Genomic DNA, 26,611 nt, shown 5'->3' with positions numbered 1-26,611 from the left:
TTGTCCCTTTCACTAGCGCCCGATCCGCGCCCTGATCCGCTCGAGCAGCGCCAGCAGGACGCGCCTTTCGTCCGCCGACAGATCCTGCAGGATTTCATCTTCGAGCGCCGATTGCCGCGGCGCGAGTTCCTTCAGCATCGCCCGGGCCTTCGACGTTGCCGTGACGATCTGCGCCCGCCTGTCGTCGGGCGAGGGCGACCGCTCGACCCAGCCGCCCCTGACCATGCGATCGACGAGCTGGCCGGCTGTGGCCGGGCCGACCTCCAGCCGGTCGGCCAGATCGCCGATGGTCAGCCCAGGCTCATCCTCGACATGCGCCGCCGCCATCCAGGACAGGCGGGTCAGGCCGCTGCCGCGAATTTCTTGGTCGATCCGCTGCTGGATGAGCTGCGCGACCCGGTGGATCGTCGTCCCGATCAGCGCGATGTCCGAAGAGATCATGGGTATCCTTCCTCCGATTGCATGGGACACAGGAGAGACCGCACTCCATCCAAAACGCAATGCATACATTATATATGCTTGCATAATAAATGGGAACCGCCTATCTTGATGGGCGGTCTCCGAACCGACATCTGGCCGGCACCGTTGCCCGCTCGGACCATGCCGCCGGTTCGGGGGCATCGATCAGCAGCAGGAGGCCAGCAATGCTCTATCCGACATATCTGCGCCGCAGCGATCCCTTCGCGCTGATGCGCTCCATGATGCGCGATCTCGACCGCGGCGTCTGGCCGACGTCCCGCGCGGCGTTCCCGGCGGTGAATGTCTGGCAAGGCCCTGAGGCCGTCGCCGTCACCGCTGAACTTCCCGGCATCGAACCGGGCGACATTGAAATTTCGATCAAGGACAACGTCCTGACGCTGTCGGGCGAACGCAAGGCGCCCGAGGTTCCCGAAGGTGCGCGCTGGCACCGCAACGAACGCGGTTACGGCAGGTTCTCCCGCGCTATCCGTCTGCCGTTCGCGGCCTCGGATGACAAGGTCGAGGCGAGGATGACGAACGGCGTATTGCGGATCGTCATCTCCAGGCCCGAGGAAACGAAGCCGAAGAGAATCGAAATCAAGGCAGCCTGAGAGGAGCTGGAACGATGAGCCCCGACATCACGCAAGCCACCGAAAAGACACCGACAGACTCGCCCGAGACAACCGGCGGCGGCCGCATCTACCGCCCGCTGACCGATATCGTCGAAACCGATCAGGGCGTCTCCATGATGCTCGAAATGCCTGGGGTCGCCCCCGATGCGGTCGAAATCACGCTGGAAAATCGCGTGTTGACGATCCGCGGCAAGGTTGACCCGGTGCGGCCGGAAAACCTCGAACTTGCCTATGCCGAATATGGCGAGGGCGATTTCGAGCGTGCCTTCACGCTTTCCGAGGACTTCGACCCTGACAGGATCGAGGCCGAGATGCATGGAGGTGTCCTCACCCTGACGCTCCCCCGAGCCCCTGAAGCGCAGCCGAAAAGGATCGCCGTCAAGGGCGCCTGAAAACCGAAGGAGACCATATCATGCAGATCAAAGACCTCATCCCCTGGGCGCGCAAGGACGGCGCGCCAGATGCCAAGAGCAGCGAAGATAACCCGATCGCGACACTCCAGCGCGAAATGAACCATGTGTTCGAGAACTTCTGGAACCGGGTCGGTCAGTTCGAATGGCCCTGGGGCAGCGGCGAAGCCAAATCCGACATGGTCGAGACCGACAACGCGATCGAAGTGTCGATCGAGCTGCCGGGCATGGAGATGAAGGACATCGAGGTGACGGTCAACGATGACATGTTGACCGTGAAGGGGGAGAAGAAGATCGAGCGCCAGGAGGAGAAGAAGGGATACTATCTCTCCGAGCGCAGCTACGGCGCGATCTACCGCACGATCCCGCTTCCGCCCGGCGTGGATGGCGAAAAGGCGCAGGCATCCTTCAAGAACGGGGTTCTGACGATCAAGCTGCCCCAGACACCCGAGGCGCAGGCGAAGGTCAAGCGCATCGAGGTCAAGAACGGCTGATTTGCCAAATCGGGTGTCGCCGGTTTGCGGTGTCTCCCTCCGCTCCGTGTGATATCGCAACGTCTGACGGAGCCCCCGGGGAGATTGTTTTCCCCGGGGCGGCTTTTTTTGGAGGGGAAGATGAAAGACTTGAAACAACCCGGGCTGACCCGTGAACAATGGTCGGCGATGACGCTCTACGAGAAGTTCGAACAAATCGTCATCTTCGTCCTCAGCGTCATCATTGCGGCGATCGTCGTGGCATCGGTCTGGGCGCTGATGCGCGAAGTCGTGAACCACCTGGTTCTGGGGGCATTCGACACTCTCGATTACGCCACCTTCCAGGTGGTGTTCGGCATGATCTTCACCGTGGTGATCGCGCTCGAGTTCAAGCGCTCCATTCTTGTTACGACCGAACGCAGCTTCGGGATCATCCAGGTCCGCACGATCGTGCTGATCGCGCTCCTCGCCATCGCGCGCAAATTCATCATCCTGGACCTCGGCGAGACGGAATCATCCAAGATTGCCGCACTCGCGGGCGCGGCGCTTGCGCTCGGGATTGTCCATTGGCTCGTGCGCGATCAGGACCGGCGCGAACAGCTCCCTACTGAAAATGCAGATGGCGGTCAATGAACCGAACCTTTTTCATTCGACTTGTTTCAGTAACCTCTGCCGCGCTCCTTATCATAATTGTGTGGCAGAGCTTTCCTATCATTCAGGGCGTTGTGCTCGGTCGGTTTGCCGAACCGCGCGCCGTGGCTCCGCGCGGCGACCTGGCGGCGTTTGAACAAAGCACCATCACGGTATTCAACGCCGCTCGAGACAGTGTCGTCTTCATCACGACGGCCGAGCGTGTAGTCGATCCCTGGACCCGGAATGCCTATGACGTTCCGCGCGGGAACGGTTCAGGATTCGTCTGGGACGAACTCGGTCATGTGGTGACGAACAATCATGTTATCGCCGGCGCGAGCCGGGCAGTCGTCAGGCTGGCTGATGGCCGTGCCTTCTCCGCGCGCCTGGTGGGGCGTGCCCCCGAGCACGATCTGGCAGTCCTGCATATCGGCGTAGGTTCTGACCGGCCACCGCCAATCCCCATCGGCACCAGCAACGAGTTGCGTGTCGGTCAGAGCGTGTTCGCCATCGGCAATCCGTTTGGCTTGGACTGGACGATGACGACCGGAATTGTCTCGGCTCTCGGCCGCGAATTGCCGGGAGAAGGCAGTCTCCCGATACGTGGCCTGATCCAGACGGACGCAGCAATTAACCCCGGAAATTCCGGTGGCCCTCTGATTGACAGCGCGGGGCGTCTGATCGGCGTCAACACGGCGATTTTCAGTCCATCCGGCGGCAGTGCGGGAATCGGCTTTGCGGTTCCCGTCGATACGGTCAACCGGGTGGTGCCACAGCTCATCGCTCGCGGCAGCTATGCACCACCACGACTCGGCATCTTATTCGATCCCAGGGTCGACGCGATGCTCGCGCAGGATGGCTCCTCCGGCGTCATGGTCCTCGGAGTCGATCCTGACGGCCCCGCTGCCCGCGCGGGACTGGTCCCCGCCCGCATTAGCGGCGATGGGTTCATTGTAGCCGGCGACCGGATAATCGGCCTTGGAGCGACTAGAGTTGATGAAGCGGCTGACCTGATCGCGGCGCTCGAAGCGCATCGCCCCGGGGATCAGGTTGAATTGCACCTCCGGCGCGGCGATCAACACAAGAGCCTCAGGATCACACTTGGCGAACCGCGATAGGAGCCGGAAATGCCTGCTGTCTCGACGAGGCATCGATTTATCAATCTCGTCCAATCCGCGCTCTTGCTTGGCCTTATGGCGATGATCGCCTGGGTGTCCATGACAGCGGTCGTCGGCGCGGAGGTCGGGCTGCTGCTTGCCTTCGGAATGGTTGCGGGTCTGATTTTTGCCCCCAATCTGCCGCAAGACTTCTTGCTGTCCGCATATCAGGCGGAGCGCATAACGGGACGTGATGCGCCCGGCCTTGTCGCAGGAATAGCGGAACTTGCGCGACGTGCCGATTTGCCGCGCGCGCCGAAGCTCTATCGCGTATCGAGCCCGTTGCCGAACGCCTTCGCGATGGGCAGTCCGGAAGACAGTACAATCTGCGTCACCGATGGACTGCTTCAACTCCTCGACGGTCGCGAACTCGTCGGCGTCCTGGCTCACGAAGTTGGCCACATCGCGAACCGCGACCTGTGGATCATGGGATTGGCAGATATGATGTCACGGTTGGTTTCCATCGCGAGTTGGCTTGGACAATTCCTGCTGCTCCTCAACCTACCTCTTATTTTCGCGGGCGCGGTCTATGTTCCGTGGCATATCGTGGCGCTTCTCATCTTTGCGCCCACCTTGATGGCGCTCGTGCAGCTCGGCCTGTCGCGCACCCGCGAGTATGACGCAGATCGCGCGGCGGCAGAGCTGACTGGCGACCCGGAGGGTCTCATGAGAGCGCTGAGCAAACTCGAACGTCGTGTCGGAAGGTTCTGGGAAGAAATTTTTCTTCCCGGTCGGCGCATTCCCGAGCCGTCTCTCTTGCGAACGCATCCAAGCACAGAAAGTCGGATCGCCAGGCTGCGTGAACTCACCGCCTTGGCAACACCGCAGTATCCGACAATTGCGGGCATGTCTTATAAACCACGGCTACCCTCGTTCTTGCCGCCCAAATTCCGTCGATATGGATTTTATTGGTAGAACGCGCTTGGCATTTTACCACCAAAGTTTGCTCCTGACGAGATTGCGGTATCTTTCAAGCGCGAAACCAGCCAGAAGTTTCAATCGAATTTTGGCTCGCCTGAAAACTTCTTGCGGCAGATCTTGGTGTTTGATCCCGGGCTTTGATGGTGCATTGTTTTCCCAGGAATGGAAGGATGCACTATGGGACAGTTTCTTCACGGCAGCGCCACGACGACAGAGGCGGTTCGTCGAGCAATACAGAATAGTCAAGCGAGCCTGAAAACGCTGGCCAAGCGCTACGGGATTAACCAGAAGATGGCCGCCAAATGGAAGAACCGTGATACGGTCAGCGACCGCCGGACGGGACCGGCAGAACCACGTTCGACGGTCCTGTCGGTGGAAGAGGAAGCGGTGATTGTCGCCTTCCGACGCCACACGATGCTGCCACTGGATGATTGCCTCAATGCGCTGCAGCCGACCATCCCGGATTTGACGCGTTCCTCGTAATGGTCTTCCGAGCAACGTTCGTTTACAAAATTTCTTCCTTTGGAAACTTTTCGGCACCGTAGGGATGAACCCCAGATACACGAGCCTCCTAATTTCATGACCGTAGCCTGCGGTATGGAAGGAAGTTTGCATGAGGAACAATCTCAAAACCCTAGCCCTCTTGTCGACAACAGTTTTGGTGTCGACGGTCTCCCCTTCGCTATCGAAAGCTCTCAACTCTCATTCACTTGATAGGGAGCGGCCGATCGTACGATCGATTGCCGATGCTGACGCGGCGCTTCACGATCGGCAGGTCTTCGCGCAAGTCGAACACGGTCCGTCTGCGAAAAAAGCGTTAATCGACTTCCTCGAGCCTCCCGTTTTCCGCCCTCGCTCGGCTAGCCCTCGACCGGAAGATGATACGCGGCCACCCACAGCAAATGATCATCCGCCAGGTGGCGGTACGCAGCCGGTACCGTTGATTGCGACACTGGCGGCCGATCAAGCGATCGAACGAGGTGAAAAGGCCCAAGCTCTGAAGACCGCCGTCGAGGGATTGCGGTCGGCGATACCCCCCGACCAATTCGAAAAGCTGGCCAAAGCTGAGCATGCGGTGGGGATACTTCCTCCTCCGCGTCGTCCAAAGCAAGATCGGTCGATCCCGCATTGGGCCGATCGTGAGCTTCCCGCGTCTGTCCGGGAACACTAGCCGCTCGTCCACTGTCCCCCAACGGTGGACAAGCGACGCCGTTGACACGGCACACTTTTCGTTACCGCTCTCTATCCGCACCACCACCGCGGCGGGCCTTCTTGGAGGTTATGACCTCGCTCGGCCCGGGGACGTCGCGCTTCAGGGCGACGCAGTGCTTGCCGGGATGCTTGCGTTTGCAAGTGCACTTGCTGCGATTGCCGGGCTGATGGCTTGGCTCTAGCGCGCCAGCTTTACTCATTTCGTGATCTATCGGTTGATTCTGGCGGGGTTGCTCTGGAAATTTCTGGCGAAACGCATGCTTTGCAGCGCTTAGCGGAAGGTCGCGCCGTCGTTTGATCAACACCGCGATTGTCAATTGAAGCCCCCTGCCGACGGGTCTTTCCCCACGAATGACTACGTTATGTTCGGCCCACCCCTCTGCCTCCCAATGGTCCAGGAAATGCCGTCGTCGCGCATGATGCCGGAGACCTGCTTGCCGACATGGCGTTCGAGGATGGGGCGCCATGGGACGAGGGTGAATTCGCGGCTGTTCTCGACGAGCGCATATTTGCCGCTGGCGAGTTGGACGGAACGGCGGAGCGTCCCCTCCACCGGCTCGCCGGGGCGGGCTTCAACATAGGCAAGGCCCAACTCCTCGGAGAGCTGACCGGCCACGCGAGTGAGCTCGCGCCGGCGCAGGGTCGCCAGCATGTTGGCACGATAGACGATCCGATTCTGTTCCTCGTGAGCGAGGCCCTCGGCGATCAGCCATTGCCGGCGGCGGGCCTGGGCCTCGCGCACCTCCCGGCCGAAACCGGAGTCGCGGGTGGGCTCCGGATGATCCGAGACGAGCTCGCGGTCGAGCCAGGTGGCGCCGTCGGTGCCCACCTGCCGGTCGAGCGTGAGATGGGAAAGCTTCTCGACGATGACCGGCGCTGCGCGAGCCATGCTCCGCTCGTATTCCACCACCCGGTCGAGATGGTCGGGCTCGACGATCCAGGTCCCGTCGGGCTCACGGGCAACGCCACCGGTGGCGCGGCGGATGGCCTCGAGCCGCCGCACATGGGTCTCGGCGTATTCCTCGGTGGCGCGAGGATCATGCTTGAGATGCAGGTCGATGGTGTAGCGCCCGTCGTTGGCAGCGGCGACCTCGGCGACGGTTCGATCCACTCGCCGAGGCTCGATAGTCTTCGGCGTCACACGCACGATATTGCCGTCCGGTGTCGGCTCGGTCGCCTCGCCCCTGCCGATGTCGACATAATGGGTGCGCCCATCCACCCCGTCGACGATCAGATAGTGGCGGTCCTTGAGTTCGTCGGATAGCCCACGCGCCACCACGCGCCCGATGACGGGGTTCGCGGTCGGGTCTCCGGGGTCGAGGATCGCGTAATCGCCGGGACTGCGGGCGATGTTTTTCCCGGCCATTTCGCGGTGCATGGTCTTGACGATGTCGCCGCGCTCGCCCATGCGGCGGAGCGTATCCTCCAGCCCCACCTCCAGCCGCCATTGGCCGGGGCGAAGTTCCTCGGCCAGGCCCAGCCGCCTCAGCTTGTGCAGCCGGCCCGCGCGCAGGCTCTGCTGGAAGGCGTCGCGGTCAGTCGCGGCGACGAGACCCGCCTCGTCCATATCGCGGATGAGGCGGCGGTCTACGCTCGTCAGACGCTCCTGCTCGATCTCATGGCGCAGCCGGTTCTCGATCTCGAAATCCGACCGCGGCCCGAAATCCAGGCTGACGATCTCGGCAGCGCGCTCGCGCATGCCGGTGGTGATGTAGTCGCGGGCGATGATGAGGTCCTTGCCGCCCTCGTCGCGGCCACGCAGCAGGATATGCGTGTGCGGATGGCCGGTGTTGTAGTGATCGACCGCCACCCAATCGAGCTTCGTGCCGAGGTCTTCCTCCATGCGGGCCATCAGGCGGCGGGTGAGCGGCTTGAGATTGTCGTATTCCGCGCCGTCCTCGGCCGAGACGATGAAGCGGAACTGGTGGCGGTCGCCCTCCGAGCGCTCCAGGAAGGCTTTTCCGTCCGCTCGGTCCTGCTCGGCGCCGTAAAGCTCGCCGCGCTCCGCGCCCCCCTCGCGGGTCACACCGTCGCGCTGGATATACCGCAGGTGCGCCCGCGCATTTTCCATTCCCTTGGCCATCCCCTTGCCGGCCAGCTTGACGATGCGGGATTTGATGATGACGCGGCGCTGGCGGAAGGCGGCATAGCGGTCGCGATTGGCAAGCACACGTCCGACGCCCGCGCCGCGCCCGATGCGGCTGCCGGTGAAGCGGGACTTGCGTGTGCCGCCCGCCCCGCCGCGCGCGAGGTTCGATGCAGCCAATACCTGATGCAGGAATTTGCGTCCGACCTTCGAGCCGCGCGAGCGGATCTTGCCGGGCTTGAGTTTGAAATCGTCGTCGTCGAACACGGTCTGCTCCTCATAGACCCCAATAGAATGGGCACGAAACGAGCCTCTGGAAATTGGTGCCAACCGACCCCAGGAAAACCGGGGAGTTGCGGCCCACATGGCACCACGGCGGGGGTGCATAGCACCACCCACCAACAGAAAAATCGATGTGCAGACACAGGCTTACAGCCCGCGACACCGCGGATGGTGCCGGAGCTTCATCTTGCCTTACGCGGCTCCCATCAGCCTCTCTGCGACCACCCACGATCACCTGCGATCACCTGTCCTGTTGGGGAACAAGCCCGACGGCGGCCAAGCCGCGCCGCCGGGCGAAGGAAGGAGCGAGAAGCGCACCGGAAACGGACTCCGGCGACGCATTTCTTGCCTCATTTTTCATCCGTCTTTCGCGTCGAAAGCGGCACAAAAAGCTCGCCATTCGGGACGGCATTTTCGTCGCCTGCGGCCTCGCTTTTCGTCGGCGAGAGCGAGAAAAAGAGCCGCTGCCCGGAGGCGATTTGGTCGGGATTCCGTGTGTCAATCGGCGGCAAATTCGTTCTGTCCGAAGCGAATCCGCCCGCGTCCGCGAGCGTCTCCGCAATGCGCGCGACATAGTCGCGCGTCTCGGCGGGAAGCGGCTTTCCATCACGGAGATGTGCCTCGTAGCGGCCCGGTCCGGCATTGTAGGCGGCGAAGAGTGCCGGATAGCCGAAGCGGTCCTGCATGGCCTTGAGATAGGCGGTTCCGGCGAGGATATTCGTGCGTGGATCGAAGGGATCGGCGCCGAGATCATGCTGATCGCGCAACTCCGCCCATGTGTCCGGCATGAGCTGCATTAGGCCCATGGCGCCCTTGGGTGAGACAGCCTTCGGGTCTCCGCTGCTCTCGGCCATGATGACCGCCTCAACCCATCTGGCGGGAATGCCAAAACGCTGCGACGCCTCTTTGATATGCCCCTGAAATTGGTTGAGCGGCGCGGCATAGGCCGGGGAAACGATGGTGGCGGCCGCGAAGATAAGAGGGCTCAGTCGATCCATAGCGGCGCGAGCCTCCCGATCACGCGGGCGCTCGTCACCGGCCCGAAATAGCGGCTGTCGAAAGAGTCCGGGGCTTTCGTCAGGACGAAGAATTCGCCCTGGGCAAGTTCCCGGCATTCATTCCAGCGCGGCAGGGAACGTCCTGCTCGATCCACCTTGCGTTGGCGGGCAACGATGTCGCCATTGACGATGATGGTCCCGTCGAAGGCGCAGACATCATCCCCTGCGACGGCGGCAATGCGCTTGATGAGCGGCACGCCGGCGGGCAGATAGCCGCGAATGGCGGCCAGCTTTTCGATGGATTTCGGGAGGCGAACGAAGATGAAGTCGCCGCGTTCCGACGCGCCGGAGACGACGCGATAAAGACCGATCGGCGCGCTGGCGGAGGCGTTCCAGACAAGGTGTGGCTGAGGGTGCGCGATGGCGGAGAAACCGACGAGCGCGATGCCGGCAAGCATGGCGGCGAGAGGAAGAAAAGTGGGCCTTTTCATCCGCGTTCTCCCTCGTCAGATGTGGAGGGATGCCGTCGTCCTTCGGACCAGGCATCGAGGTCGGCGATGTGGTAGCGGACAAAGCGGCCATGCTTGCGGAAGCGCGGGCCGTTACCCGTCAGGCGCATCTTTTCAAGGGTTCGGAAAGAGAGGCCGAGATAGAATGCGGCCTCCCGTGTGGAGAGGAACGGCGAGCCTTTGCGGGCCTCGGCCGCCCTTGATGTGTGATCGATCATCCTTTGGCTCCTTTCGACGAAGATCGACGCGAATGGACAAAGGATGTCGGCGGGGAGCGTGCTTGCTCAGGATCGAAAAACGGGGGGTGCCGAAAACGATCCCCCCTTCGCGATGAATGGACGAGACCGGCGTCCGGCTCGGAATCGCAGATGAACGAGCGCAGCGAGGACAAAACGCCCCGAAAGGCGGGGCTCAACGCCCCGCTTCCTCGGCCGTCACAAGCGCCTTGAGCGCTGCTTCCATTTCCGCGATCTGCTGCTTGGCCTCAATGTGCTCGCGCCTCGGCAGGCCGTTGCGCAGCTCCATGTTGACGAGCCAAATGCTCTCGCGCAGCTCGTCCTCGGCGTAGAAATGGCCGCGATATTCAACGCGGATGCCGTGGGCGAAATTGATCTGGATGGACATGGGAACCTCCTTGATTGAGCCGTTCTCTTGGTCAGAGAACGGGGTCCCCGGTCATCCGGATAGAGCCTGTCAAGGACGGCGAAGCCGCCGCGAAGCGGGCGCGGGAGGAGCCAAAATGCGGAGTGGAGCGCCAGCGGAACGGAGTATTTTGGAGGGTGCCCGCGATCCTTTACAGGCTCGCCCAAGCCGGATGGCAGAATGGGAAGATCGAGACGGAAAGCCCGTCGGCGCGACCAGCGCCGACACCGTTTGGATTGCGGCGGTCGGGCGCGGCGGAATGCATGAAGATAAGCCCCGCCGGATGCGCTCCGGCGGGGTCTTCGTGAGTGGACGGGATCAGCGCTCGCGCGGCTCCCACAGGGCGAGGTGGGAGGTTCCGTCCTCCATCGGCGTCTCCAGCTTGACGAGGCGGGCGCGTACCCAGTTGGGGCCGAATTCCGGCGCGGCGATCTTGAGGTTCAGGTAGGTCTCGCCGCTCGACTTGGCGACCTGGCTCCAGCCGGCGCCGACCTCGTAGCGCTGGCCGTTGCCGGCATAGACGCGATAGTCGGGGGCGTTTTCGGACATCTTGTCGACGGGGACGACGACGAGGCTGGCGGTGACGTTGAGGGTCTTGAGGGTCCCGGTGAAGCTGCCGTCGTTCTGCTTGGTGAACGTGCCGAGGGTGATGGCCATGGTGATGATCCTTTCGCTGTTCGTCGCAGGGACCATTCCTGCGATGGCTCCAGCGGAAAGACCGCATAGGCGGGCCGGTTCACCCGCAGCGTAAGCGAAGGGCCGGAACGAAGTGGAGGACCCGCCGGGAGGGAAAATTTGGAGCGAAGCGGGCGCGAGGAATGCCGGGAAAAGTTGACGGCTTCGCCGTCACCCCCGCGCGCTCTGCGCGCTATTCGTAAGAATAGGCGGCCATAGGCCGCCGGGGGCGCAGCGTCAGCGGAGCACTTTTCGCGGCAGGGGAAATTTTCCCGGATGGCGGGTTGAACGGGCCGGCGCGGGATTTACGCGATGAGAGACATGCAGGGATGGTGACTGCCTTGATGAACAGTTGGCGAAGGAGCGCCATTGCCTTTCCCGCCACCGAGTTCACCGAATCGGACGACGGCTTGGCCGAGGTTGCAACGACACGAAAACCGCCAACCACCCGGCCTTCGACCGCGCCCCTTTCGACCGCATGCGCACGCCCATCGGAGCGGGAGATGCGGGAAAGATAGCGTTCCGGCCTGCCCTTGGGAGCTATGGCCAGCGCCGCATTCTCCCCTCCAGGCCCCGTCACCATCGCGTCCGGCGGGGCGCGTCTTGGCCGGCGCCTGTTGGACCGCCATCCGCCGGCGGAGCGGGCGCTCGCGCCAGGGATCGAAGCCGAAGGCCGAAACGCCGAAGGCGGTTCGGTTCACGAGAGCCCGGCGCGCGGGGCTTGTCCCCGCGCGGGCGCCCATTGGACAGAGAGATACTCGATGTGTTTGCCAGCGAATTCTTGACGTTCGCAAGTCATCACATTGACAGTGGGGAAACGAAATCTGGATGGGGGAAATAGCGTGGCGCGGCGACCGGGTAACACGTTGGAAAAATGGAAAGTCGCCATCGTCAAAGCGATGCTGGCGAAGAAATATGTGCCGCAAGACATCCAGGCCTATTTCTCGCGCCCTACGCGATCGATCAATCACGCGCGCATTTCCGAGATACGCGACGGGACCAAACACAAGGGTATAAAGCCTGCTTCCGATACAGAACTGGATGCTTTTCTCGCGGCCTGGCCGAATATCGATCCGGCAACCGGTTTGCATCTTCAGGGCGACGAACTGCTGATCAAAGCGAGAGAAGCAATGATCGCGGCCGTCCACACCTTCAACAGCGCCGGGCTCTATTTCAGGGCCGAGCTTTTCATCGTCACCAGCATCATCGCCTGGACCTATCTCTTGCACGCCTACTACAAGCGAGAGGGCATCGACTACCGGCACAAGAAGGGCGGTGTCATCGAGAAAACACCGAGCGGTGCAGACAAATACTGGGAACTTGGCCAATGTCTGGCACACGGGAAATGCCCGCTGGAGAAAGGTATTATCAACAACCTGAAATTCCTGACCGAGATTCGCCACGAGATCGAGCATCGCTCCACGAACAGGATCGACGATGCCCTGAGCGCGAAGCTCCAAGTTTGCTGCATCAATTTCAACGACGCTATCAAAGCGCTGTTCGGGAGAGAATTCGCCCTGGAAAAACGCCTGCCGATCGCGCTGCAGTTCGTGACCTTCGACGGTGCACAGAGGGCCAGTCTGATCGGAGCCGATTTGCCAGCGCATATCGCCACCGCAATGGACAATTTCCACAATGGGCTGACCGAGGAGGAGCAGAAGGACCCGAAGTTCAGATACCGTGTGGCCTTCGTGCCGAAGGTATCGGGCAAGGTTTCAAAAGCCGACCTCGCAGTTGAGTTCATCAAGCCGGGATCGCCGGAAGCGGAAGCGGTGGAGCGGGTATTGCTGAAGGAAGTAGAGCGACCAAAGTTTCTGCCGTCTCAGATCGTGCAGAGAGTCAACGCTGGCGGATATCCAAACTTCAACATGTACGATCACACTCTTCTCGCCAAGCAGCTTGACGCGCGCAAGCCCAGCAAGGGTTACGGCGTCATGGTCGCCAAGACTTGGTATTGGTACGAGAATTGGTTCGAGAAAGTGATCGAAAAGCTGGCGGAAGGATGGACCCGCCCCTGACAGTTTTCCGCTCACCGGAAGTGCCAGAAGGTAGCGGCGCCTATTCGGCGCCGCTGTCGAACCGCCGACCGCGATCCCCATCTTCCGCGCCTTGTCGGCGAGGCTCTGCGAGACGCCCGAGCCGGGGAAGGCGATGACGCCGATGGGCAGCGCTTCGAGCATCTGGTCGTTGCGCTTGAAGGGGTACGGCGTTCTTGTTGCGAGCTGAGTGGTAGGCAACACGGACGCTTCCCGATACGGGTTTCCAGCTTACCTCCATCAACCGTCAGCGGCGACTTGCGGGCCGGCTTGCGACCCGTAGCAATTTCCTGAAGCGCGGGCATTCGAGGTGGGATGGTGCGGGGCAATCGGCCACATGCCTGAGCATATCGCGGAGAACGGTCAGATCCCGGATCTGATTGTCTATCTCATCGGCGCGGGCGTGCAGAGTTTGTCGCGGCAGTTCGACGACGCCCGCTTTACCGAACATCGCCGCAATTTCCTTGAGAGAGAAGCCGGCCTTTTTGCCCAGAGAAATCAGCGACAATTGCCAGATCGTCTCCGGTCCGAACTGGCGGCGTAGCCCCCGTCGGCCGACGGAGGTAACGAGGCCGATCTCATCATAGTAGCGCAGGGCAGAGGCCGGCACGCCGGTGCGTTCCGCCACCTCGCCGATGTCGAGAATTTCCATGCTTGACCTCAAGCGAACTTGAAGTGGCAGTGTGCCGCTTCAACGCGCAATCAGCAAGGACAAAGGCATGGAAATCAACGGTGCGATCACGCAGGCCCGAAGCCCGCATCTCGGCGTCGCGGCCCTCGCCATGGCGATATTATTGGCCTCGCTGGGGATCAGCATCGTCACCGTGGCCTTGCCCACTTTGGCGCGCGATTTCGCCCTGCCCGTGACCGGCGCCCAGTGGGTCGTTCTGGCCTACCTGCTTTCGGTGACCGTGACCATTGTCATGGCTGGACGGCTGGGTGACCTGATCGGCCACCGGCGCGTGCTCCTTGCCGGGCTGGTGATTTTCGGGGCGGCCTCCGCGTTTTGCAGCATTGCACCGACCATCGTTATGCTGATCGCCGCGCGGGTCACCCAGGGCGTGGGTGGCGCCATTCTCATGGCCCTGCCGGTTTCGATTATCCGTGAGGCAGTCGTGAAGGAGCGAACCGGATCCGCCATGGGGCTGCTCGGCACCATGTCCGCCATCGGAACCGCGCTCGGACCGTCTCTCGGCGGGGTTGTCATCGCCTGGTCGGGGTGGCGGGCGACGTTTCTCATCCTTGCCCTGATGGCTCTCGTGGCCTTGATCTTCGCAGCGCGGGCGCTCCCCACAGACCGGATCGGCCAGCGCGGGGAACGTAAAAGTCTCGACTTGCCGGGCGCACTGGTTCTCGCGCTCACGCTGGCGGCGTATTCCTTGTCCATGTCCGGTGGCGGGAATGGCTTTTCGATCACGAGCGCCCTGCTGCTGGCCGGCGCGGCGCTGGGCGTCGTTGTCTTCGTTGTCATGGAGCACGGCAGGGAAACGCCCCTCTGATGGCGACGCTGGTGGTCGGGCCATTTTATCTGACCTTCGCCTTGCACCTGAACGAAGCCCTCGTCGGCCTGGTCATGGCGGTCGGGCCGGTAATGGCTGCGCTATCCGGCGTTCCAGCCGGGAGGATTACTGACCGGTTCGGGGCCGGACGCACACTGATTGTCGGCCTGGGGCAGATGGTCATCGGCCTGCTGTGTCTTTCCGTCTTGCCGGATGTTTTCGGCGTGGCGGGCTATATCCTGTCCCTGATGCTGCTGACGCCGGGTTTTCAGCTTTTTCTGGCCGCCAACAATACGACGGTCATGCTGACGGCCAGGGACGACCAGCGCGGCATGATTTCCGGCCTGCTGGGCCTGTCACGCAATCTCGGCTTCATGACCGGCACGTCAGCCATGGGAGCGGTTTTTGCCATGGCGGCCGGCACGCCGGATATCGTAGGGGCCGCGCCCGAGGCCATCAGCGCCGCATTTGCGACAACGTTCCAAATGGCGGCAGGCCTGATGGCATTCGCCATCCTGCTGGCCGTTCTTGAGCGCGGTCCATCGCGATAAGCGGGAGGAGAACGGCGCCTATTTGGCGCCGCCCTCGCCGAACCGCCACACCGCGATCCCCATCTTCCGCGCCTTGTCGGCGAGGTTCTGCGAGATGCCCGAGCCGGGGAAGGCGATGAGGCCGATGGGGAGCGCTTCGAGCATCTGGTCGTTGCGCTTGAAGGGGGCTGCGTTCCGATGGCGGGTCCAATCGGGCTTGAAGACGATCTGCGCCACGCCGCGATTGTCGGCCCAGCAGGCGGCGATCTTTTCGGCGCCTTTCGGCGATCCGCCATGGATGAGCACCATATCGGGATGCTTGGCGCGGGCCTTGTCGAGGGCATCCCAGATGCGGGCGTGATCATTGCAGTCGACGCCGCCGGTGAACGCGATGCGCGGACCGGTGGGCAGCAGCGGTTCGGTCTCGGCCCGCCGCTTGGCGGCGATGAAGTCGCGGCTGTCGATCATGGCCGCCGTCATCGTCCGCCGGTTCGTCATCGAGCCGGTGCGCGGCCGCCAGGCGGAACCGGTCGCAGATTCGAACTGGACGGCGGCAAGGTCGCGGAGGCTCTCGAAGGCGTCGCGGCGTTCGAGCAATGCCTCGCCACAGGCAATCAGGCGCTCGAGTTCGACCGATTTGACCTCCGAGCCGTCCTGCTCGCTTGCCAAGCGCCGCTGCGTCATCTCGTTGTCGTCGAGCAAGCGGTCGAGCCAGCCGATGCGGCGGTGGAAAAGATTGGCGAAGCCCCAGAGGACGTCATCGAGATCGTCATCCAACGCCGTATCGGCCATGAGGGCAATGAGGGCGGCTGCGGCGGTCTCGATCTCCTGCTCGGCACGGTCGGCTTCGGGCAAGGTCAGGCGCTCCGGATCGTCCGGGCCGGGACCGGTGCCGTGAAGCGCCATTTCGTCGAGGACATGGGCGGTTGGCGATGCCGCGTGATGGGGTTCGATGGCGTCGTCGGTGAAGAGGTTGTGCAGCATGGGGCTGTCTCCCGGTTCCGAGGCCGCGTCCGTCGCGGCCTTTCCGGGGATCGCCCGCCAGCGCCAAGGGGCGGCTTTGCACCCGCCGGGCCGCAACGAAGTGGAGGACGGCCGCAAGGCCGTTGCAAAGCCGGCCGGCGCTGGCAGATCCCTCTCTTGGAAAGGCCGTGGCGCGGCCCCTTGCGAACCGGAAGGCCGGCCCCGATGCCGCTCCTCGCCCGTCCGGCGCTGACGGACTTCACATGCATCGCCTCTGCTCATCCGCGACCAGGAAACGTTGAACATCGTCCGGAGCGAGTTGCTCGGCGAGCCATGCCCTGAGCCGGTCCGGGCCGAGCGTCAGGAGATCGGCGTTGAAATCCTCTGTCCTCGGGGCGAGCGCGCGGATGTCGATATCGTCGGCTCTGGAGCGGGCGTGCAATCGTTCCACCGCGAAACGCCCGGCCTGATCATTGTCGCGGGCGACATAGACACGGCGCAGCCCGACCGGCAGGATCAGGGCAGCGAGGTGGGCGGCGGAGAGTGCGGCGGCGACCGGCATGGCGGGTATCACGGTCTTGAGCGCCAGCGCCGTTTCGATGCCTTCCGCCGCCGTCAGGACGTCGGAGGCAACGCCAAGCCGGACCGCGTTCCCGGCGAGATGTCCCATGGCGCGGCGGGGCTGATCGAGAGGCGCCTTGCCGCCGCCAGGATCAAGCCAGGTGCGATGCACGCCAGTGATGGCGCCGCCCTGATCGGTGACGGCGGCGATGAGCGCCGGCCATATCTCGCGCCCCACGGGCTCGCGATAAAGGCAGCGCGGATGAAAGCGCAGGACGGAAACGTCCGCAGGCAGAATGATGCCGCGGCTTTGGAGATAGCGTTCCGCCAGCGTGCCTTGGATCGGCTTCGACGCGGCGAAGAGCCGCCGCGCCGCTTCGGAAGAGTTCGTCGGCACGGGCGGGGCGACCTGGCGGATCGGCGGAACCGGCAGGCTGAGGAATCCCCGCGCCTCATCGAGCGCGGCGCGGAAGCCGAGGCCGCGATTGAGGGCGATGAGGTCAAGAAGATCGCCATGTGTTCCATCAGCGGCATCGCAAAACTTGCCGGCACGTTCGCCGGAAAGGCGGACATAAAGACTCCGCCCCGGCGTTCCCATGACATCGCCGCAGATCCAGTATCGGCCCTGGCGGCGACCGTTCGGCAGGTAATAGCGGCACACCGCCTCGGCCTGTTCGCCGAGACGGCGCGCCAGATCGGCGGCGCGGGACATAAGTCACCCCCGATCCACGATTTCGGTGAGCGGCCAACGGTCGGTGAGACTCTCGAAAATCGCCTTGCCGGATTCGCCCACGGGCACGAACAGCCGCAGCTTCCAGGAGATGATCTCACTGAACAGACCGCGCGCTTTCAAGGCATCGACCATGCCGGAGGTGAAGCCGGTGAGTTCGATGCGGTGTTCGTTCATCACCCGCACGCGGCGCAGGCTGAGACCGTCGACGAGATGCACCGTGACCTTGCCGTCGTTGACGAGGCCCCAGGCATCCGCCGCCGACATCTGCGGCGCATCGATGCCGAGATTGCGGCAAACCGCTTCCGCCTCGACGGGCGACAGCATGCGGCCGATGATGCGCTCGCCATCATCGGTTTGGAGGCGATAGACGCGGGCGTTGGTCTCCGGAAGACGCCGCCAGATCGGCAGCAGGAGGCCGGTGACGAGGTGGAACGTGCTCGTCGAGAATTCGGGGATTCCGGCGATCTCCTTTTCCCATGCGGCGATAAACTCTTCCCTCTCCGCCTCCTTCCAGTGCGTGGCGGCGAAGTCATCGACGCTCATCGTGTCGCGCTGCATGGGGCGGATCAGCCGCACGCGGCGTTCCATGCTACCATCGTCGTGCATCAGGCTCGGCGCAGAGGTTTTGACAGAAGCCCGGCCCGAGCGCTCATTGACCAGAAGCTTGCCATCGCGGATCGTTAAGGCTTCATCGACGGAAAGCGGCTGATTGCGATCTTTCCGCTGGACGGTGAACAGCCGCGTCTCGGCTCCGCTGTCATGCTGCCAGACGGTACGCCGGTCGGTGACGATCAGGCTTTCGGCGCGGATCGTCTCCAGCCCGACATCATGGATGCCCGCTGCAATCGCCGCCTCGATGCGGGCGTTCAAAGTCTCCTCGAACGCCGCGAACAGCGTGTTCTGCATGGCGATGGGCAGCGCCAGCAGCCGGTTGAGGAACGTCGTGATCGGCGGCAATTCCTCTTTCAGCGCTCCGCCTTCGGAGGTGAGCGAGAGGCCGGTCATTTCCTCGAACTGCGTCAACGAGCAGCCCTGAATGGCGCCCTGCGCCAGCCAGTAATAGAACTGCCTGAGCGCCGCGCGGGCCTGATTGCCTTCGAGATTGTCCTCGGCGCGGAACAGCCCCTGGCCGCCAGTCTGGCGCTGCCCGCGCGTGATGGCGCCGAGGGTGTCCAAGCGGCGGGCAATCGTCGAAAGAAAGCGCTTCTCGGCCTTCACGTCCGTGGCGATGGGGCGGAACAGCGGCGGCTGCGCCTGATTGGTGCGGTTGGAGCGGCCGAGGCCCTGGATGGCGGTGTCGGCCTTCCAGCCCGCTTCGAGCAGGTAATGGACGCGCAGGCGCTGATTCTTCGCGCCGCGGTCGGCATGGTAGGAGCGGCCCGTCCCGCCGGCGTCCGAGAAGACTAGGATGCGCTTCTCGTCATCCATGAAGGCCTGCGTCTCCGCAAGATTGGCCGAGGGCGGACGGTTCTCGACGCACAGGCGATCGCCCTTGCGCACGATCCGCCGCGAGCGGCCAGTCACCTCGGCGACCTTGTCAGTCCCGAAGCGATGAATGATCTGGTCGAGGCTGCCTGGCACGGGATCGAGCGAGGCGAGACGCTCTATCATCCGGTCACGGGAGGCGACGGCCTCGCGGCACCGGATCGGGTTGCCCTCGGCATCGAACGCGGGGCGCGAGCGCAGATTGCCGTCCTCGTCGGTATAGGGCTCATAGAGCTGCGTCGGAAAGGCATGCTGCAAATAGGTGAGGATCACGTCGCGGGGCGACAGATCGACGTTCAGGTCCGCCCATTCCTCGGCTGGAATCTCGGACAGACGGCGATCGAGGATCGCCTCACCGGTAGAGACCAGTTGCACGATGGCGGCGTGTCCCGCCGCCATATCCGCCTCGATGGATTTGATGAGCGTGGCGGTCTTCAGCCCCGAAAGCAGCGCGGCGAAGAAGCGCTGCTTGGCGCCCTCGAACACCGACAGCGCGGCGGACTTCGCCTGGCCGTTGAGGGTTTTTCGCTCCCCGGTGACGTTCGAGGCTTCGAGGGCGGCGCCCAGGTTGGAATGGATCACCTGGAACGCTTCAGCGTAGGCGTCGTAGATTTCCACCTGCGCCGGGGTGAGATTGTGCTCGACGATCTCGACCTCGACGCCCTCATAGGACAGCGACCGCGCCGTATAGAGGCCAAGCGCCTTGAGGTCGCGGGCCAGGACCTCCATCGCCGCCACGCCGCCAGCCTCGACGGCCTGGACGAACTCTGCCCGGTTGGCGAAGGGGAAATCCTCGCCGCCCCACAGGCCGAGCCGCTCGGCATAGGCGAGGTTGCGCACGTCGGTGGCGCCAGTGGCGGAGACATAGACGATGCGAGCGTCCGGCAAGGCGCGCTGCAGGCGCAGGCCGGCACGACCTTGTTGGGAGGGAAGTTGTTCGCCGCGCTCACCCTTGCTGCCGGCGGCGTTGGCCATGGCATGGGCTTCGTCGAAAACGATCACGCCGTCGAAGCCGTCTCCCAGCCAGTCGATGACCTGGCGCAGGCGCGGCTCGTTGCGCAGGGTGGCGTAGGTCACGAACAGCACCCCTTCCGACAGCCGGACCGGCGTGCCCTGCTTGAAGCGCGACAGAGGCTGGACGAGCAGTTGCTCCATGCCGAGCGCCGACCAGTCGCGCTGCGCGTCCTCGATCAGCTTGTCGGACTTGGAGATCCACACCGCCTTGTGGCGGCCCTTGATCCAGTTGTCGAGGATGATGCCAGCAACCTGCCGGCCCTTGCCGCAGCCGGTGCCGTCGCCCAGGAACCAGCCGCGGCGGAAGCGTATGGCGTCCTCTGCATCTTCGGGCGCGGCATGGATATTGTCGAAGGTCTCATCGACCGTCCACGATCCGGCGAGATGCCCGGAATGCGCCTCGCCGGCATAGATGACGCTCTCAAGCTGAGCGTCGGAGAGGATGCCACTCTTTATTATATGCACCGGAAGATGCGGCCGGTAGGAAGGGTGCGGCGACGCCACCGAGGCCATGGCCGCCGACTGCACCAGCTTCGTAGGATGCGGCTTGGCGCCGGGGATATGGATCGATTGCAGGGCGTAGCCTTCGTAGAGCGCGTCGGTCAGGTCGGCGCCCTCGGCTGGCTTCCACTCGATGGGCTCATAGGTGAGCTCGACGGCATCGGGCGCCGCAGAAATAACGGGCTGCGGCCCGCGCGCGATTGGCGCGGCCTTGCGTGCAACAGCGACCTTCGCCGATCTGCCGAGTCCGATCTCCCCGTCCACCTCCAAGCGAGACGGCAGATGTTCGATGAGGCGGGCGAGCAATTCGGCGGCGTTCTCCGCGCGCGGCAAAACCGGCGGCGAAGCCGTTTCGAGCGACTTGTCGATGACGGTGAGGCGCGTGTCGAAGGTGGTCCCGTGCTTGTAATAGACGGCGCCGTCCACGACGCAGGTGAAGCGCACCGCGCCGTTCAGCTTATCGACGGGGAAATTGTGCCCGGTGATGGCAACCAGCCGGCCGCCCTGCGGCAGCCGCGCCAACGCCGAACGCACGTGATGGAAGTCCGCGTCGGAGACGCGCCCCTGCACGTGGAGCGCCGCCGAGAAGGGTGGGTTCATGAGAACGACCGACGGAGCGATATCGTCCGCCAGCCGGTCATCGATGCTGGCGGCATCATGTGTGCTGACCAGGCTGTCCGGGAACAGCCGCCGGAGGAGCGCAGCCCGCGTCGCTGCGATCTCGTTGAGCGCCAGCCGCGCGCCCATAATCTCGGCGAATACGGCAAGTATCCCCGTGCCAGCGGACGGCTCCAGCACCGCATCGTCGCCGGTGAGGCCCGCCGCGATGATGGCCGCATAGGCAAGCGGCATGGGTGTGCTGAACTGCTGGAACTCCTCGGACTCCTGCGTGCGGCGGGTGTGGGTGGGAAGACGCTCGGCGATGCGGGAAAGCATGGCGAGCTGTGCGGCGGGCGAGCCCGCCGTCTCCCGCATGGCGCGACCATATCTGCGGAGGAACAGCACCTGCGCGGCTTCGCAAGCTTCGTATGCAGCTTTCCAGGTCCAGAAACCCTCGGCGTCCGAACCGCCGAACGCTTCCTCCATCGCCTGCCGCAGGACGCGGGCCTCGATGAGAAGGCCGCGTTCGAGACCGGTGAGAATGCGCTCCGCCGCCTTGAGGATGCAGGCGGCCTCTTCTTCGGGCGCACGGACGGGTGCGGCGACGGTCACCGCCGCCGCTGGCGTCATCAGATTCATGAGATTGCTCCGGGATTGAGGTTTCAGGAAAAGGCCGCGGCAGGCTCTCTCTTGCCCGCTCCCGGCCTACCCTCATCCCGGTCCGCTCTCACTCTGGCGGCCGGTAAGCCTCGTAGGGATTCTTCTCCGCCAGGTCGCCGTTTTCGGCGGCACGCATGAGGGTCTGGAAATTGGCGCGGATGTGGTCAGGGATCATGACGCCACCCTCCCTGTGAGGAGGCTGGCGGGATCGTCGCAGAGCGCGTGGCGATCGGGATCGATGACGAAGCCGAATTTGCCGCGCTGGTCGTATTCCTGATTGGACACAAGATAGCGCCGCTCGGCGGAATCGGGCTTGCCCCATTGCCCGCGTCGGCCGCCTATTGTGGCGATGCACTCGACCATGCCGGGATGCTGGTCCGACCTGATCGCGCTGATGACGATCCAGTCGTTGGCGTGGCGTTCAAGGAACAGCCGCTCGTCTTTGACGTGGGATTCGCCGGGGGCAAGGATAACGCCTGCGACAGTCTCGTATTCGTCGGGATACCATTCCTTCAGCGTGCGGATGGCCGCTTCGCGGTCCTTCTCGGAAAAGACTTCGGGGAAGGTGAAGGCGACTTTCGCCCAGGCGCAATCCTCTTCGTAAAATCCGTCTCTCTCGCGCAGAGCAGGATGAACCTTGGCGTTGCGCTCGCGGTCGAGCTTGTAGCCGCCATGCGACGGTGTGCCGTAGAAGACGATGCCCTCGGCATAGACCTTTTCATAGTCGGCTTTGCCCCATGGGGTGTAGGCAGGGTTGGTCGGGTTCGGCATTTCGACCTCCAGAAATGGGCGAAGCCCGGCCCCGCGCGGACATTCCGCCTTACGGGGACCGGGCTTAAGTGAATGGATTTGAGAGAGCAGCCGCTTATTCGGCAGCGGTGAGGAAAGCCGGAAGTTCGGCGGCGGCGGAAGACTCCGATGGCGAGGCATCCGGCTCCGGGGACCCCGGTTCGCCCGTGACCACTACGGTCTCGACGCCGGGCGTGCGCAGCGGCTCGGGCAGCCAGCCGGTATCGGCCAGAAGGCGCTCGGCCTGCTCGGCCATGTCGGACTTCTTCAGACCTTCGATGAGCTCCGCCATGCCGGCGCCTTTGGCCTCGGTGACCGCCTCGAGGATGCGAGCCTTCGGCACGCGATTGAAGTAGTTCTCCACCGTCGGCTTCCACCCGGCTGCGGTCATGTCGAGCGAAACCGCGCAGGCGAGTTGGTCGGCATGATGCCGGCGTCCCTGTGTCCGGTTCCACGGCTCATGCACTGCGTTAACGGTGAGCGATACGCAATGGGCGAAGAGCGCCATGCGGCTGTCGTGGTCGAAATCGCAAAGGAACTCCCAGAGTAGGTCGGGCTCGTCGGGAAGTTGCTTTTCCCAGTTGGCGTGCCGCTCGTCGATGGCCGTCGCCGACAGGCTCTCCTTCAGCCCCGGCCCCTGAACGGTCGGCGTTGAGCTTTCCGCGCGAATCTCCAGGCAGCTCGCCGTCGGATAACGCCAGAAGGTCTGGAGAACGAGGGCATGCAGCGCGGCGAGGAAGGCGATGTCCGGATCGCCGGCCACCGCATCGCGCAGGGCGAGTGTCCGATGCGCTGTCAGTTCCATGACCAGGCGCTCGGACAGCGGCTTCAGGCCGTCTTCCTCACCATCCGCGTCGGCGTCGGAGGAATCTGCGTTCGTCGGATCCTGACTGGATGCAAATTGCGTGCCTTCGACGGAACTTGGCGATGCTGCATCGACATCGCCCCTTGCTTCGCTAGCATCACCCCGGTCGTCCGCGACCGGTGCTTCGTCCTCGGGACGGACATAGCCGCGCTCGATCTTCAGCCGGCCGTCGCTGTCGATGGAGACGAACGCGCCAGCGCGGGCGACCTCTTGCGCGTCGTAGATGACGGGCCGATTCTCGAAGGCATCGAGTGCCGCCTCGATCTCGGCGAGACGCCGGTCGACCTCTTCGGGCAGGTCCTCGTCGCTCTCCTGGAAGTAGCGCTGTTCGATCTCTTCGAACTCCGAGCGCAGGGCTTCGCGGCGGGCGTGCTCCTCGTCGGACAGCGGCTCCGTTTCGCCCATGACGCGGCGCAGGCCGGCGGTGTGGCCATAGGGGAAGTCCGGAGCGACCTCGATCCACTTCCAGCCTTCGGCCTTGATCGTCTTGGCCTCGGCCGCGAGCTTCTCGGTGACAAGCTTCTCCAGCAACGTGACATCCTGGAGCCAGCCTTCGTCATTCTGCGAGAACAAGTCGCGCAGCACGATGCCGCGGGCTTCCTCGTAGGCTGCGAGCCCGACGAAGCGGGCGCGCTTATCAATGGCGCGGACGGTGTTTTCCGTCAGCAGCTTGCGGATGTAATAGGGCTCCTTGTTGTAGCCGCGCTGCACGGTTTCCCAGACCTGCTCCTGCCGGGCATGGTCGTCGGAAATCGTGAAGCTCATGAGCTGTTCCAACGACATCTCGTCATCGGCATAGACTTCCAGCAACCTAGGCGACACGCTGGCCAGCTTCAGCCGCTGCCGGACGATCTGCGGCGTCACAAAGAAGCGGGCGGCGATCTCCTCCTCGCCGAGGCCCTGCTCCTTGAGCGACTGGAAGGCGCGGAATTGATCCAACGGGTGGAGCGATACGCGCTGGCAGTTTTCGGCCAACGAATCTTCCTCGAGAATGCCGTCCACTCGCACGATGCAGGGGATCGGCGCGTTCTTCGCCAGCCGCTTTTGCTTGACCAGCAATTCCAGCGCCCGGTAGCGCCGTCCGCCGGCCTGCACCTCATATTTGTCGGTGGGCTGACCTTCCTCGCCGATCACCGCCCGCACGCTCAGAGATTGCAACAGCGTGCGCCGGACGATGTCCTCGGCCAGTTCCTCGATCGATACGCCAGCCCGCACCCGCCGGACGTTGCGGCTCGACAGCACCAGTTTGTCAAACGGAATATCCCGGGACTGGGAAAGGGAGATTTTCTTGGGGTTTGCCATATCGGTTCTCCGTGACGAGCCGGAGAAAGCCCTCTTTCCCCAACCAGGCTCGTCACGAAGACACCCACTTCCCTCTCCCTCTTCAGGCCGCCGCCCCCGCCGCTTCCTCCAGGTCGAGGTTGTAGACCTCCGCCCCGGCTGCGGCGTAGACGCGGGCGACCACGACCAGCGGGGCATAGGAGAACGCGCCCCATGGTTCAGGCTCGGGCGTACCGCCCACGCAGATCATCGGCCCGGAGATAGCGAGCCTGACCACCTTGTCGAAGTCGACACAGCGGCTGTCGATCACCGCAAGTCCGGCGGCGATGGCCTGCTGTTTCACGGCGTCGCAGTCGTAGCCGGACAGGCTGCTCTGGCCGCCATACTCATTCAGGTAGTGCAGACTGAACCCTCCGCGGCCGAGCTTCAGATGGCCGCCCGGCGTGGCGAGGGCCTTGGCGATGGTGGCGCTGTAATTGCGATCGTGCATCGATGTTCTCCGCGACGGGCGGCCCAGAACCGTTCCGGACCTGGCAACCCGTCACGGGCGAAAGGGCCGCTCTCGAACTTGTCGAGAGCGACCCTTTCGGCGATCAGGCAAAACAGGTCACACGCCGCACATGCCGTCACATTCGTCGGCGAAGAGGTCGAGTTGTCCCTTGTTCGCCAGCGTGTCGAGATCGGCCTCGTCGAGCGGCACGCAGGAGCGATGGAGATACACCTCGCCGCGCAGATTGCGGAAACCGGTGCGGATCAGCCGGTCGATGGCGACAGCATCGGCGAAGCCGTCGGGATCCTCCTCGCGCATCTGCCGCCACATGACGTCGGAATGATACGGACATCCGATGCAGGCGCTCTTGGGCGGCATGGAATAGCCGTGCCGTTCCAGCCAGCGCAGGCAGTCGCGGCGCGCCATGCCCCAGTTCGATGAGGGGCCAGCGGTTCACCTGCCAGGGCTCGAAGGACATTTTCATACGCACGATCTCGTCCAGGGAGATACCGATCCACTGTTCAACGACGGGGCGGCCCGGCGAGCGTTTGCCCGTGAGCCCGACCAGCTCACGCACCTTGCGGCGGATCGGCACGATCTTCAGTTCCTTGGTGCACTGCCGGCGGATCATGCCGACCTTGCCCGATGCGGATTTGGTGAAGGCGGGGATCGAGGCCCAGCGCTCGCCCTGCGCGCCGCGGACCAGCCCGTCGCGGATGTTGCCAGCAGTCACGATATGCACTGGGAACGGCAATACATTCGGCAATTTAAGCCAGGCGAGATGCTCATAGACGGCCTTCGACTCCCAGCCGGTGTCTGCGAAGATGGCGCAGTCGGGCATCGGCCCGACCTCGCCGTGGGCGGCCATAAGGGCCAGGGTGGTAGACTGCACACCGGCGCCGAGCGAAGGCGCTCGGAGCCTGATGGTGGAGATGTCGGTCGGCGGGGGAAACAGCGCGTTCATGGCTACCCTCCTACCTGCTGCCGGCGCCGCCATTCGGCGGGCGGATCGAAGGTTCCGTTCCAGATGCCGCGGCGCAGAAACCGGGCCGTGCCCTCGTCGCTTGTGTAGTTGTAGAGACGATTGGCGTCGCGATCGGCAACCGCCCAGCCGTTCTTCGCCACCCAGCTACTGATGTCGTCGCCACCGGCGTAGCAAACAGATACGAACCGGCCATGGGCATCGCGCGTCGTTCCCTGCCAGACTTCGCAACTGACCTTTCGGCCTTCGAGAAATTTGGTAAGCGCGGCGGCGGCCTCTCTGCCGCAAGGCCATGTCGCGCTATCGCGACGGCGGCAGCGCTGGTCGATCTCCACGGCATCGACGCCGTAGAGGCGATGCTTCTCGCCGCCCACTTCGATTGTATCGGCGTCGATCACATTGGCCGGGCCGGAATGCTCCTCGTCGAGCGCGGGCCAGAAGGACAGACAGGCGAAAAACACGATGCCGATGACGGCGGACAGGCGGACGAACTGGAACATGGGAGGTCTCCTCACGGGTTGCGGGTGGGCCGGTGT

27 protein-coding genes and 2 pseudogenes are annotated in these 26,611 nt (G+C 63.7%); 11 read left to right on the top strand and 18 right to left on the bottom strand.

Annotated elements, in window-relative coordinates:
* Nucleotides 1-12: 12 nt before the first annotated feature.
* Complete coding sequence (locus EPD66_RS16205; protein WP_063187815.1) at nucleotides 13-441, bottom strand: MarR family winged helix-turn-helix transcriptional regulator; 429 nt, start codon at nucleotides 439-441, stop codon at nucleotides 13-15.
* A gap of 203 nt (nucleotides 442-644) precedes the next feature.
* On the opposite strand from EPD66_RS16205, the gene EPD66_RS16200 reads away from it, so the two are divergent.
* The 8 genes and pseudogenes from EPD66_RS16200 (at nucleotide 645) to EPD66_RS16165 (ending at nucleotide 5,853) form a co-directional block, all read left to right on the top strand.
* Nucleotides 645-1,070, top strand: coding sequence for an Hsp20/alpha crystallin family protein (locus tag EPD66_RS16200; RefSeq protein WP_063187817.1), 426 nt, complete (start codon nucleotides 645-647; stop codon nucleotides 1,068-1,070).
* Nucleotides 1,071-1,084: 14 nt separating this feature from the next.
* Nucleotides 1,085-1,483 (top strand): Hsp20/alpha crystallin family protein, encoded by a 399-nt coding sequence (locus tag EPD66_RS16195; RefSeq protein WP_142849547.1) that lies wholly within the window; start codon nucleotides 1,085-1,087, stop codon nucleotides 1,481-1,483.
* Nucleotides 1,484-1,503: 20 nt separating this feature from the next.
* Complete coding sequence (locus EPD66_RS16190) at nucleotides 1,504-1,995, top strand: Hsp20/alpha crystallin family protein (protein ID WP_142849546.1); 492 nt, start codon at nucleotides 1,504-1,506, stop codon at nucleotides 1,993-1,995.
* A 120-nt stretch (nucleotides 1,996-2,115) separates the two neighbouring features.
* Nucleotides 2,116-2,607 (top strand): phosphate-starvation-inducible PsiE family protein, encoded by a 492-nt coding sequence (locus EPD66_RS16185; protein WP_142849545.1) that lies wholly within the window; start codon nucleotides 2,116-2,118, stop codon nucleotides 2,605-2,607.
* Nucleotides 2,604-3,722: a S1C family serine protease gene (locus EPD66_RS16180; RefSeq protein ID WP_142849544.1), complete on the top strand. Its 1,119-nt coding sequence runs from the start codon at nucleotides 2,604-2,606 to the stop codon at nucleotides 3,720-3,722. The genes EPD66_RS16185 and EPD66_RS16180 overlap by 4 nt, the downstream gene beginning before the upstream one ends.
* Before the next feature lie 9 nt (nucleotides 3,723-3,731).
* Nucleotides 3,732-4,676, top strand: coding sequence for a zinc metalloprotease HtpX (locus tag EPD66_RS16175; protein ID WP_086466659.1), 945 nt, complete (start codon nucleotides 3,732-3,734; stop codon nucleotides 4,674-4,676).
* A 183-nt stretch (nucleotides 4,677-4,859) separates the two neighbouring features.
* Nucleotides 4,860-5,162 (top strand): annotated as a pseudogene (locus EPD66_RS16170) (IS481 family transposase); the annotation flags it as partial.
* 133 nt (nucleotides 5,163-5,295) lie between these two features.
* The gene (locus EPD66_RS16165; protein ID WP_140056107.1) at nucleotides 5,296-5,853 is read left to right on the top strand and encodes a hypothetical protein; all 558 of its coding nucleotides are present in this window, start codon (nucleotides 5,296-5,298) and stop codon (nucleotides 5,851-5,853) included.
* Between the two features lie 396 nt (nucleotides 5,854-6,249).
* On the opposite strand, the gene rlxS is transcribed toward EPD66_RS16165, so the two are convergent.
* The 6 genes from rlxS to EPD66_RS16135 all read right to left on the bottom strand — a co-directional run bounded on the left by rlxS (nucleotide 6,250) and on the right by EPD66_RS16135 (nucleotide 11,104).
* Nucleotides 6,250-8,310, bottom strand: coding sequence for a relaxase/mobilization nuclease RlxS (gene rlxS, locus EPD66_RS16160; protein WP_255448542.1), 2,061 nt, complete (start codon nucleotides 8,308-8,310; stop codon nucleotides 6,250-6,252).
* A gap of 302 nt (nucleotides 8,311-8,612) precedes the next feature.
* Nucleotides 8,613-9,260 (bottom strand): lytic transglycosylase domain-containing protein, encoded by a 648-nt coding sequence (locus EPD66_RS16155; RefSeq protein WP_142849542.1) that lies wholly within the window; start codon nucleotides 9,258-9,260, stop codon nucleotides 8,613-8,615.
* Nucleotides 9,248-9,751, bottom strand: a complete 504-nt coding sequence (gene traF, locus EPD66_RS16150; protein WP_221931006.1) for a conjugative transfer signal peptidase TraF — start codon at nucleotides 9,749-9,751, stop codon at nucleotides 9,248-9,250. The genes EPD66_RS16155 and traF overlap by 13 nt, the downstream gene beginning before the upstream one ends.
* The gene (locus tag EPD66_RS16145) at nucleotides 9,748-9,987 is read right to left on the bottom strand and encodes an AlpA family transcriptional regulator (protein WP_142849541.1); all 240 of its coding nucleotides are present in this window, start codon (nucleotides 9,985-9,987) and stop codon (nucleotides 9,748-9,750) included. The genes traF and EPD66_RS16145 overlap by 4 nt, the downstream gene beginning before the upstream one ends.
* 193 nt (nucleotides 9,988-10,180) lie before the next feature.
* Nucleotides 10,181-10,393 carry a hypothetical protein gene (locus tag EPD66_RS16140; protein ID WP_142849540.1) on the bottom strand — a complete coding sequence of 71 codons (213 nt, stop codon included), beginning with the start codon at nucleotides 10,391-10,393 and terminating at the stop codon, nucleotides 10,181-10,183.
* Nucleotides 10,394-10,729: 336 nt separating this feature from the next.
* Complete coding sequence (locus EPD66_RS16135; RefSeq protein WP_255448541.1) at nucleotides 10,730-11,104, bottom strand: DUF736 domain-containing protein; 375 nt, start codon at nucleotides 11,102-11,104, stop codon at nucleotides 10,730-10,732.
* 824 nt (nucleotides 11,105-11,928) lie between these two features.
* Between EPD66_RS16135 and EPD66_RS16130 the strand changes: the two genes are divergently transcribed.
* Nucleotides 11,929-13,104: a DUF3644 domain-containing protein gene (locus tag EPD66_RS16130; protein WP_142849539.1), complete on the top strand. Its 1,176-nt coding sequence runs from the start codon at nucleotides 11,929-11,931 to the stop codon at nucleotides 13,102-13,104.
* Nucleotides 13,105-13,170: 66 nt separating this feature from the next.
* Here EPD66_RS16130 and EPD66_RS24650 read toward each other — a convergent pair.
* Nucleotides 13,171-13,287 (bottom strand): annotated as a pseudogene (locus tag EPD66_RS24650) (DUF2493 domain-containing protein); the annotation flags it as partial.
* 82 nt (nucleotides 13,288-13,369) lie between these two features.
* On the bottom strand, nucleotides 13,370-13,774 hold the full coding sequence (locus tag EPD66_RS16120) for a helix-turn-helix domain-containing protein (protein ID WP_142849538.1): 405 nt from the start codon (nucleotides 13,772-13,774) through the stop codon (nucleotides 13,370-13,372).
* A gap of 67 nt (nucleotides 13,775-13,841) precedes the next feature.
* On the opposite strand from EPD66_RS16120, the gene EPD66_RS24405 reads away from it, so the two are divergent.
* Complete coding sequence (locus tag EPD66_RS24405; protein ID WP_221931005.1) at nucleotides 13,842-14,621, top strand: MFS transporter; 780 nt, start codon at nucleotides 13,842-13,844, stop codon at nucleotides 14,619-14,621.
* Nucleotides 14,621-15,172: an MFS transporter gene (locus EPD66_RS24400; RefSeq protein ID WP_221931004.1), complete on the top strand. Its 552-nt coding sequence runs from the start codon at nucleotides 14,621-14,623 to the stop codon at nucleotides 15,170-15,172. The genes EPD66_RS24405 and EPD66_RS24400 overlap by 1 nt, the downstream gene beginning before the upstream one ends.
* An 18-nt stretch (nucleotides 15,173-15,190) precedes the next feature.
* Here the strand turns inward: EPD66_RS24400 and EPD66_RS16110 are convergent, their stop codons facing one another.
* The 9 genes from EPD66_RS16110 to EPD66_RS16075 form a co-directional block, all read right to left on the bottom strand.
* Nucleotides 15,191-16,135: a DUF2493 domain-containing protein gene (locus tag EPD66_RS16110; protein WP_142849537.1), complete on the bottom strand. Its 945-nt coding sequence runs from the start codon at nucleotides 16,133-16,135 to the stop codon at nucleotides 15,191-15,193.
* 238 nt (nucleotides 16,136-16,373) lie between these two features.
* Nucleotides 16,374-17,387: a toprim domain-containing protein gene (locus EPD66_RS16105; protein WP_142849536.1), complete on the bottom strand. Its 1,014-nt coding sequence runs from the start codon at nucleotides 17,385-17,387 to the stop codon at nucleotides 16,374-16,376.
* Between the two features lie 3 nt (nucleotides 17,388-17,390).
* A complete protein-coding gene (locus tag EPD66_RS16100) occupies nucleotides 17,391-21,647 on the bottom strand; it encodes a strawberry notch-like NTP hydrolase domain-containing protein (protein ID WP_221931003.1) in 4,257 nt (1,418 codons plus the stop codon).
* An 88-nt stretch (nucleotides 21,648-21,735) separates the two neighbouring features.
* Entirely contained in the window at nucleotides 21,736-21,843 is a 108-nt protein-coding gene (locus tag EPD66_RS24395) for a DUF6117 family protein (protein ID WP_221931002.1), read from the bottom strand.
* On the bottom strand, nucleotides 21,840-22,439 hold the full coding sequence (locus EPD66_RS16095; protein WP_142849535.1) for a hypothetical protein: 600 nt from the start codon (nucleotides 22,437-22,439) through the stop codon (nucleotides 21,840-21,842). Before EPD66_RS16095 ends, EPD66_RS24395 begins: the two co-directional genes overlap by 4 nt.
* 94 nt (nucleotides 22,440-22,533) lie before the next feature.
* Nucleotides 22,534-24,624 (bottom strand): ParB/RepB/Spo0J family partition protein, encoded by a 2,091-nt coding sequence (locus tag EPD66_RS16090; RefSeq protein WP_142849534.1) that lies wholly within the window; start codon nucleotides 24,622-24,624, stop codon nucleotides 22,534-22,536.
* 82 nt (nucleotides 24,625-24,706) lie between these two features.
* Nucleotides 24,707-25,093, bottom strand: a complete 387-nt coding sequence (locus EPD66_RS16085) for a hypothetical protein (protein WP_142849533.1) — start codon at nucleotides 25,091-25,093, stop codon at nucleotides 24,707-24,709.
* A gap of 117 nt (nucleotides 25,094-25,210) precedes the next feature.
* On the bottom strand, nucleotides 25,211-25,519 hold the full coding sequence (locus tag EPD66_RS24390) for a hypothetical protein (RefSeq protein WP_221931001.1): 309 nt from the start codon (nucleotides 25,517-25,519) through the stop codon (nucleotides 25,211-25,213).
* A 540-nt stretch (nucleotides 25,520-26,059) separates the two neighbouring features.
* A complete protein-coding gene (locus EPD66_RS16075) occupies nucleotides 26,060-26,575 on the bottom strand; it encodes a thermonuclease family protein (protein ID WP_142849532.1) in 516 nt (171 codons plus the stop codon).
* Between the last annotated feature and the right edge of the window lie 36 nt (nucleotides 26,576-26,611).

This window comes from Telmatospirillum sp. J64-1, from assembly GCF_006980715.1.
GTDB classification, from domain to species: Bacteria; Pseudomonadota; Alphaproteobacteria; order Rhodospirillales; family Magnetospirillaceae; genus Oleiliquidispirillum; species Oleiliquidispirillum nitrogeniifigens.
This window is presented reverse-complemented; position numbering and strand designations above follow the sequence as displayed.

Bases quoted from the DNA above. Each gene is read 5' to 3' on its own strand.
- traF (WP_221931006.1), bottom strand. From the start codon at position 9,751: ATGAAAAGGCCCACTTTTCTTCCTCTCGCCGCCATGCTTGCCGGCATC.
- EPD66_RS24395 (WP_221931002.1), bottom strand. From the start codon at position 21,843: ATGATCCCTGACCACATCCGCGCCAATTTCCAGACCCTCATGCGTGCC.
- EPD66_RS24405 (WP_221931005.1), top strand. From the start codon at position 13,842: ATGGAAATCAACGGTGCGATCACGCAGGCCCGAAGCCCGCATCTCGGC.
- EPD66_RS16095 (WP_142849535.1), bottom strand. From the start codon at position 22,439: ATGCCGAACCCGACCAACCCTGCCTACACCCCATGGGGCAAAGCCGAC.
- EPD66_RS16140 (WP_142849540.1), bottom strand. From the start codon at position 10,393: ATGTCCATCCAGATCAATTTCGCCCACGGCATCCGCGTTGAATATCGC.
- EPD66_RS16120 (WP_142849538.1), bottom strand. From the start codon at position 13,774: ATGGAAATTCTCGACATCGGCGAGGTGGCGGAACGCACCGGCGTGCCG.
- EPD66_RS16185 (WP_142849545.1), top strand. From the start codon at position 2,116: ATGAAAGACTTGAAACAACCCGGGCTGACCCGTGAACAATGGTCGGCG.
- EPD66_RS16145 (WP_142849541.1), bottom strand. From the start codon at position 9,987: ATGATCGATCACACATCAAGGGCGGCCGAGGCCCGCAAAGGCTCGCCG.
- EPD66_RS16085 (WP_142849533.1), bottom strand. From the start codon at position 25,093: ATGCACGATCGCAATTACAGCGCCACCATCGCCAAGGCCCTCGCCACG.
- EPD66_RS16205 (WP_063187815.1), bottom strand. From the start codon at position 441: ATGATCTCTTCGGACATCGCGCTGATCGGGACGACGATCCACCGGGTC.
- EPD66_RS16165 (WP_140056107.1), top strand. From the start codon at position 5,296: ATGAGGAACAATCTCAAAACCCTAGCCCTCTTGTCGACAACAGTTTTG.
- EPD66_RS24390 (WP_221931001.1), bottom strand. From the start codon at position 25,519: ATGGCGCGCCGCGACTGCCTGCGCTGGCTGGAACGGCACGGCTATTCC.
- EPD66_RS16135 (WP_255448541.1), bottom strand. From the start codon at position 11,104: ATGGTCCCTGCGACGAACAGCGAAAGGATCATCACCATGGCCATCACC.
- EPD66_RS16075 (WP_142849532.1), bottom strand. From the start codon at position 26,575: ATGTTCCAGTTCGTCCGCCTGTCCGCCGTCATCGGCATCGTGTTTTTC.
- EPD66_RS16200 (WP_063187817.1), top strand. From the start codon at position 645: ATGCTCTATCCGACATATCTGCGCCGCAGCGATCCCTTCGCGCTGATG.
- EPD66_RS16105 (WP_142849536.1), bottom strand. From the start codon at position 17,387: ATGTCCCGCGCCGCCGATCTGGCGCGCCGTCTCGGCGAACAGGCCGAG.
- EPD66_RS16100 (WP_221931003.1), bottom strand. From the start codon at position 21,647: ATGAATCTGATGACGCCAGCGGCGGCGGTGACCGTCGCCGCACCCGTC.
- EPD66_RS16175 (WP_086466659.1), top strand. From the start codon at position 3,732: ATGCCTGCTGTCTCGACGAGGCATCGATTTATCAATCTCGTCCAATCC.
- EPD66_RS16110 (WP_142849537.1), bottom strand. From the start codon at position 16,135: ATGCTGCACAACCTCTTCACCGACGACGCCATCGAACCCCATCACGCG.
- EPD66_RS16190 (WP_142849546.1), top strand. From the start codon at position 1,504: ATGCAGATCAAAGACCTCATCCCCTGGGCGCGCAAGGACGGCGCGCCA.
- EPD66_RS16180 (WP_142849544.1), top strand. From the start codon at position 2,604: ATGAACCGAACCTTTTTCATTCGACTTGTTTCAGTAACCTCTGCCGCG.
- EPD66_RS16195 (WP_142849547.1), top strand. From the start codon at position 1,085: ATGAGCCCCGACATCACGCAAGCCACCGAAAAGACACCGACAGACTCG.
- EPD66_RS16090 (WP_142849534.1), bottom strand. From the start codon at position 24,624: ATGGCAAACCCCAAGAAAATCTCCCTTTCCCAGTCCCGGGATATTCCG.
- EPD66_RS16155 (WP_142849542.1), bottom strand. From the start codon at position 9,260: ATGGATCGACTGAGCCCTCTTATCTTCGCGGCCGCCACCATCGTTTCC.
- EPD66_RS24400 (WP_221931004.1), top strand. From the start codon at position 14,621: ATGGCGACGCTGGTGGTCGGGCCATTTTATCTGACCTTCGCCTTGCAC.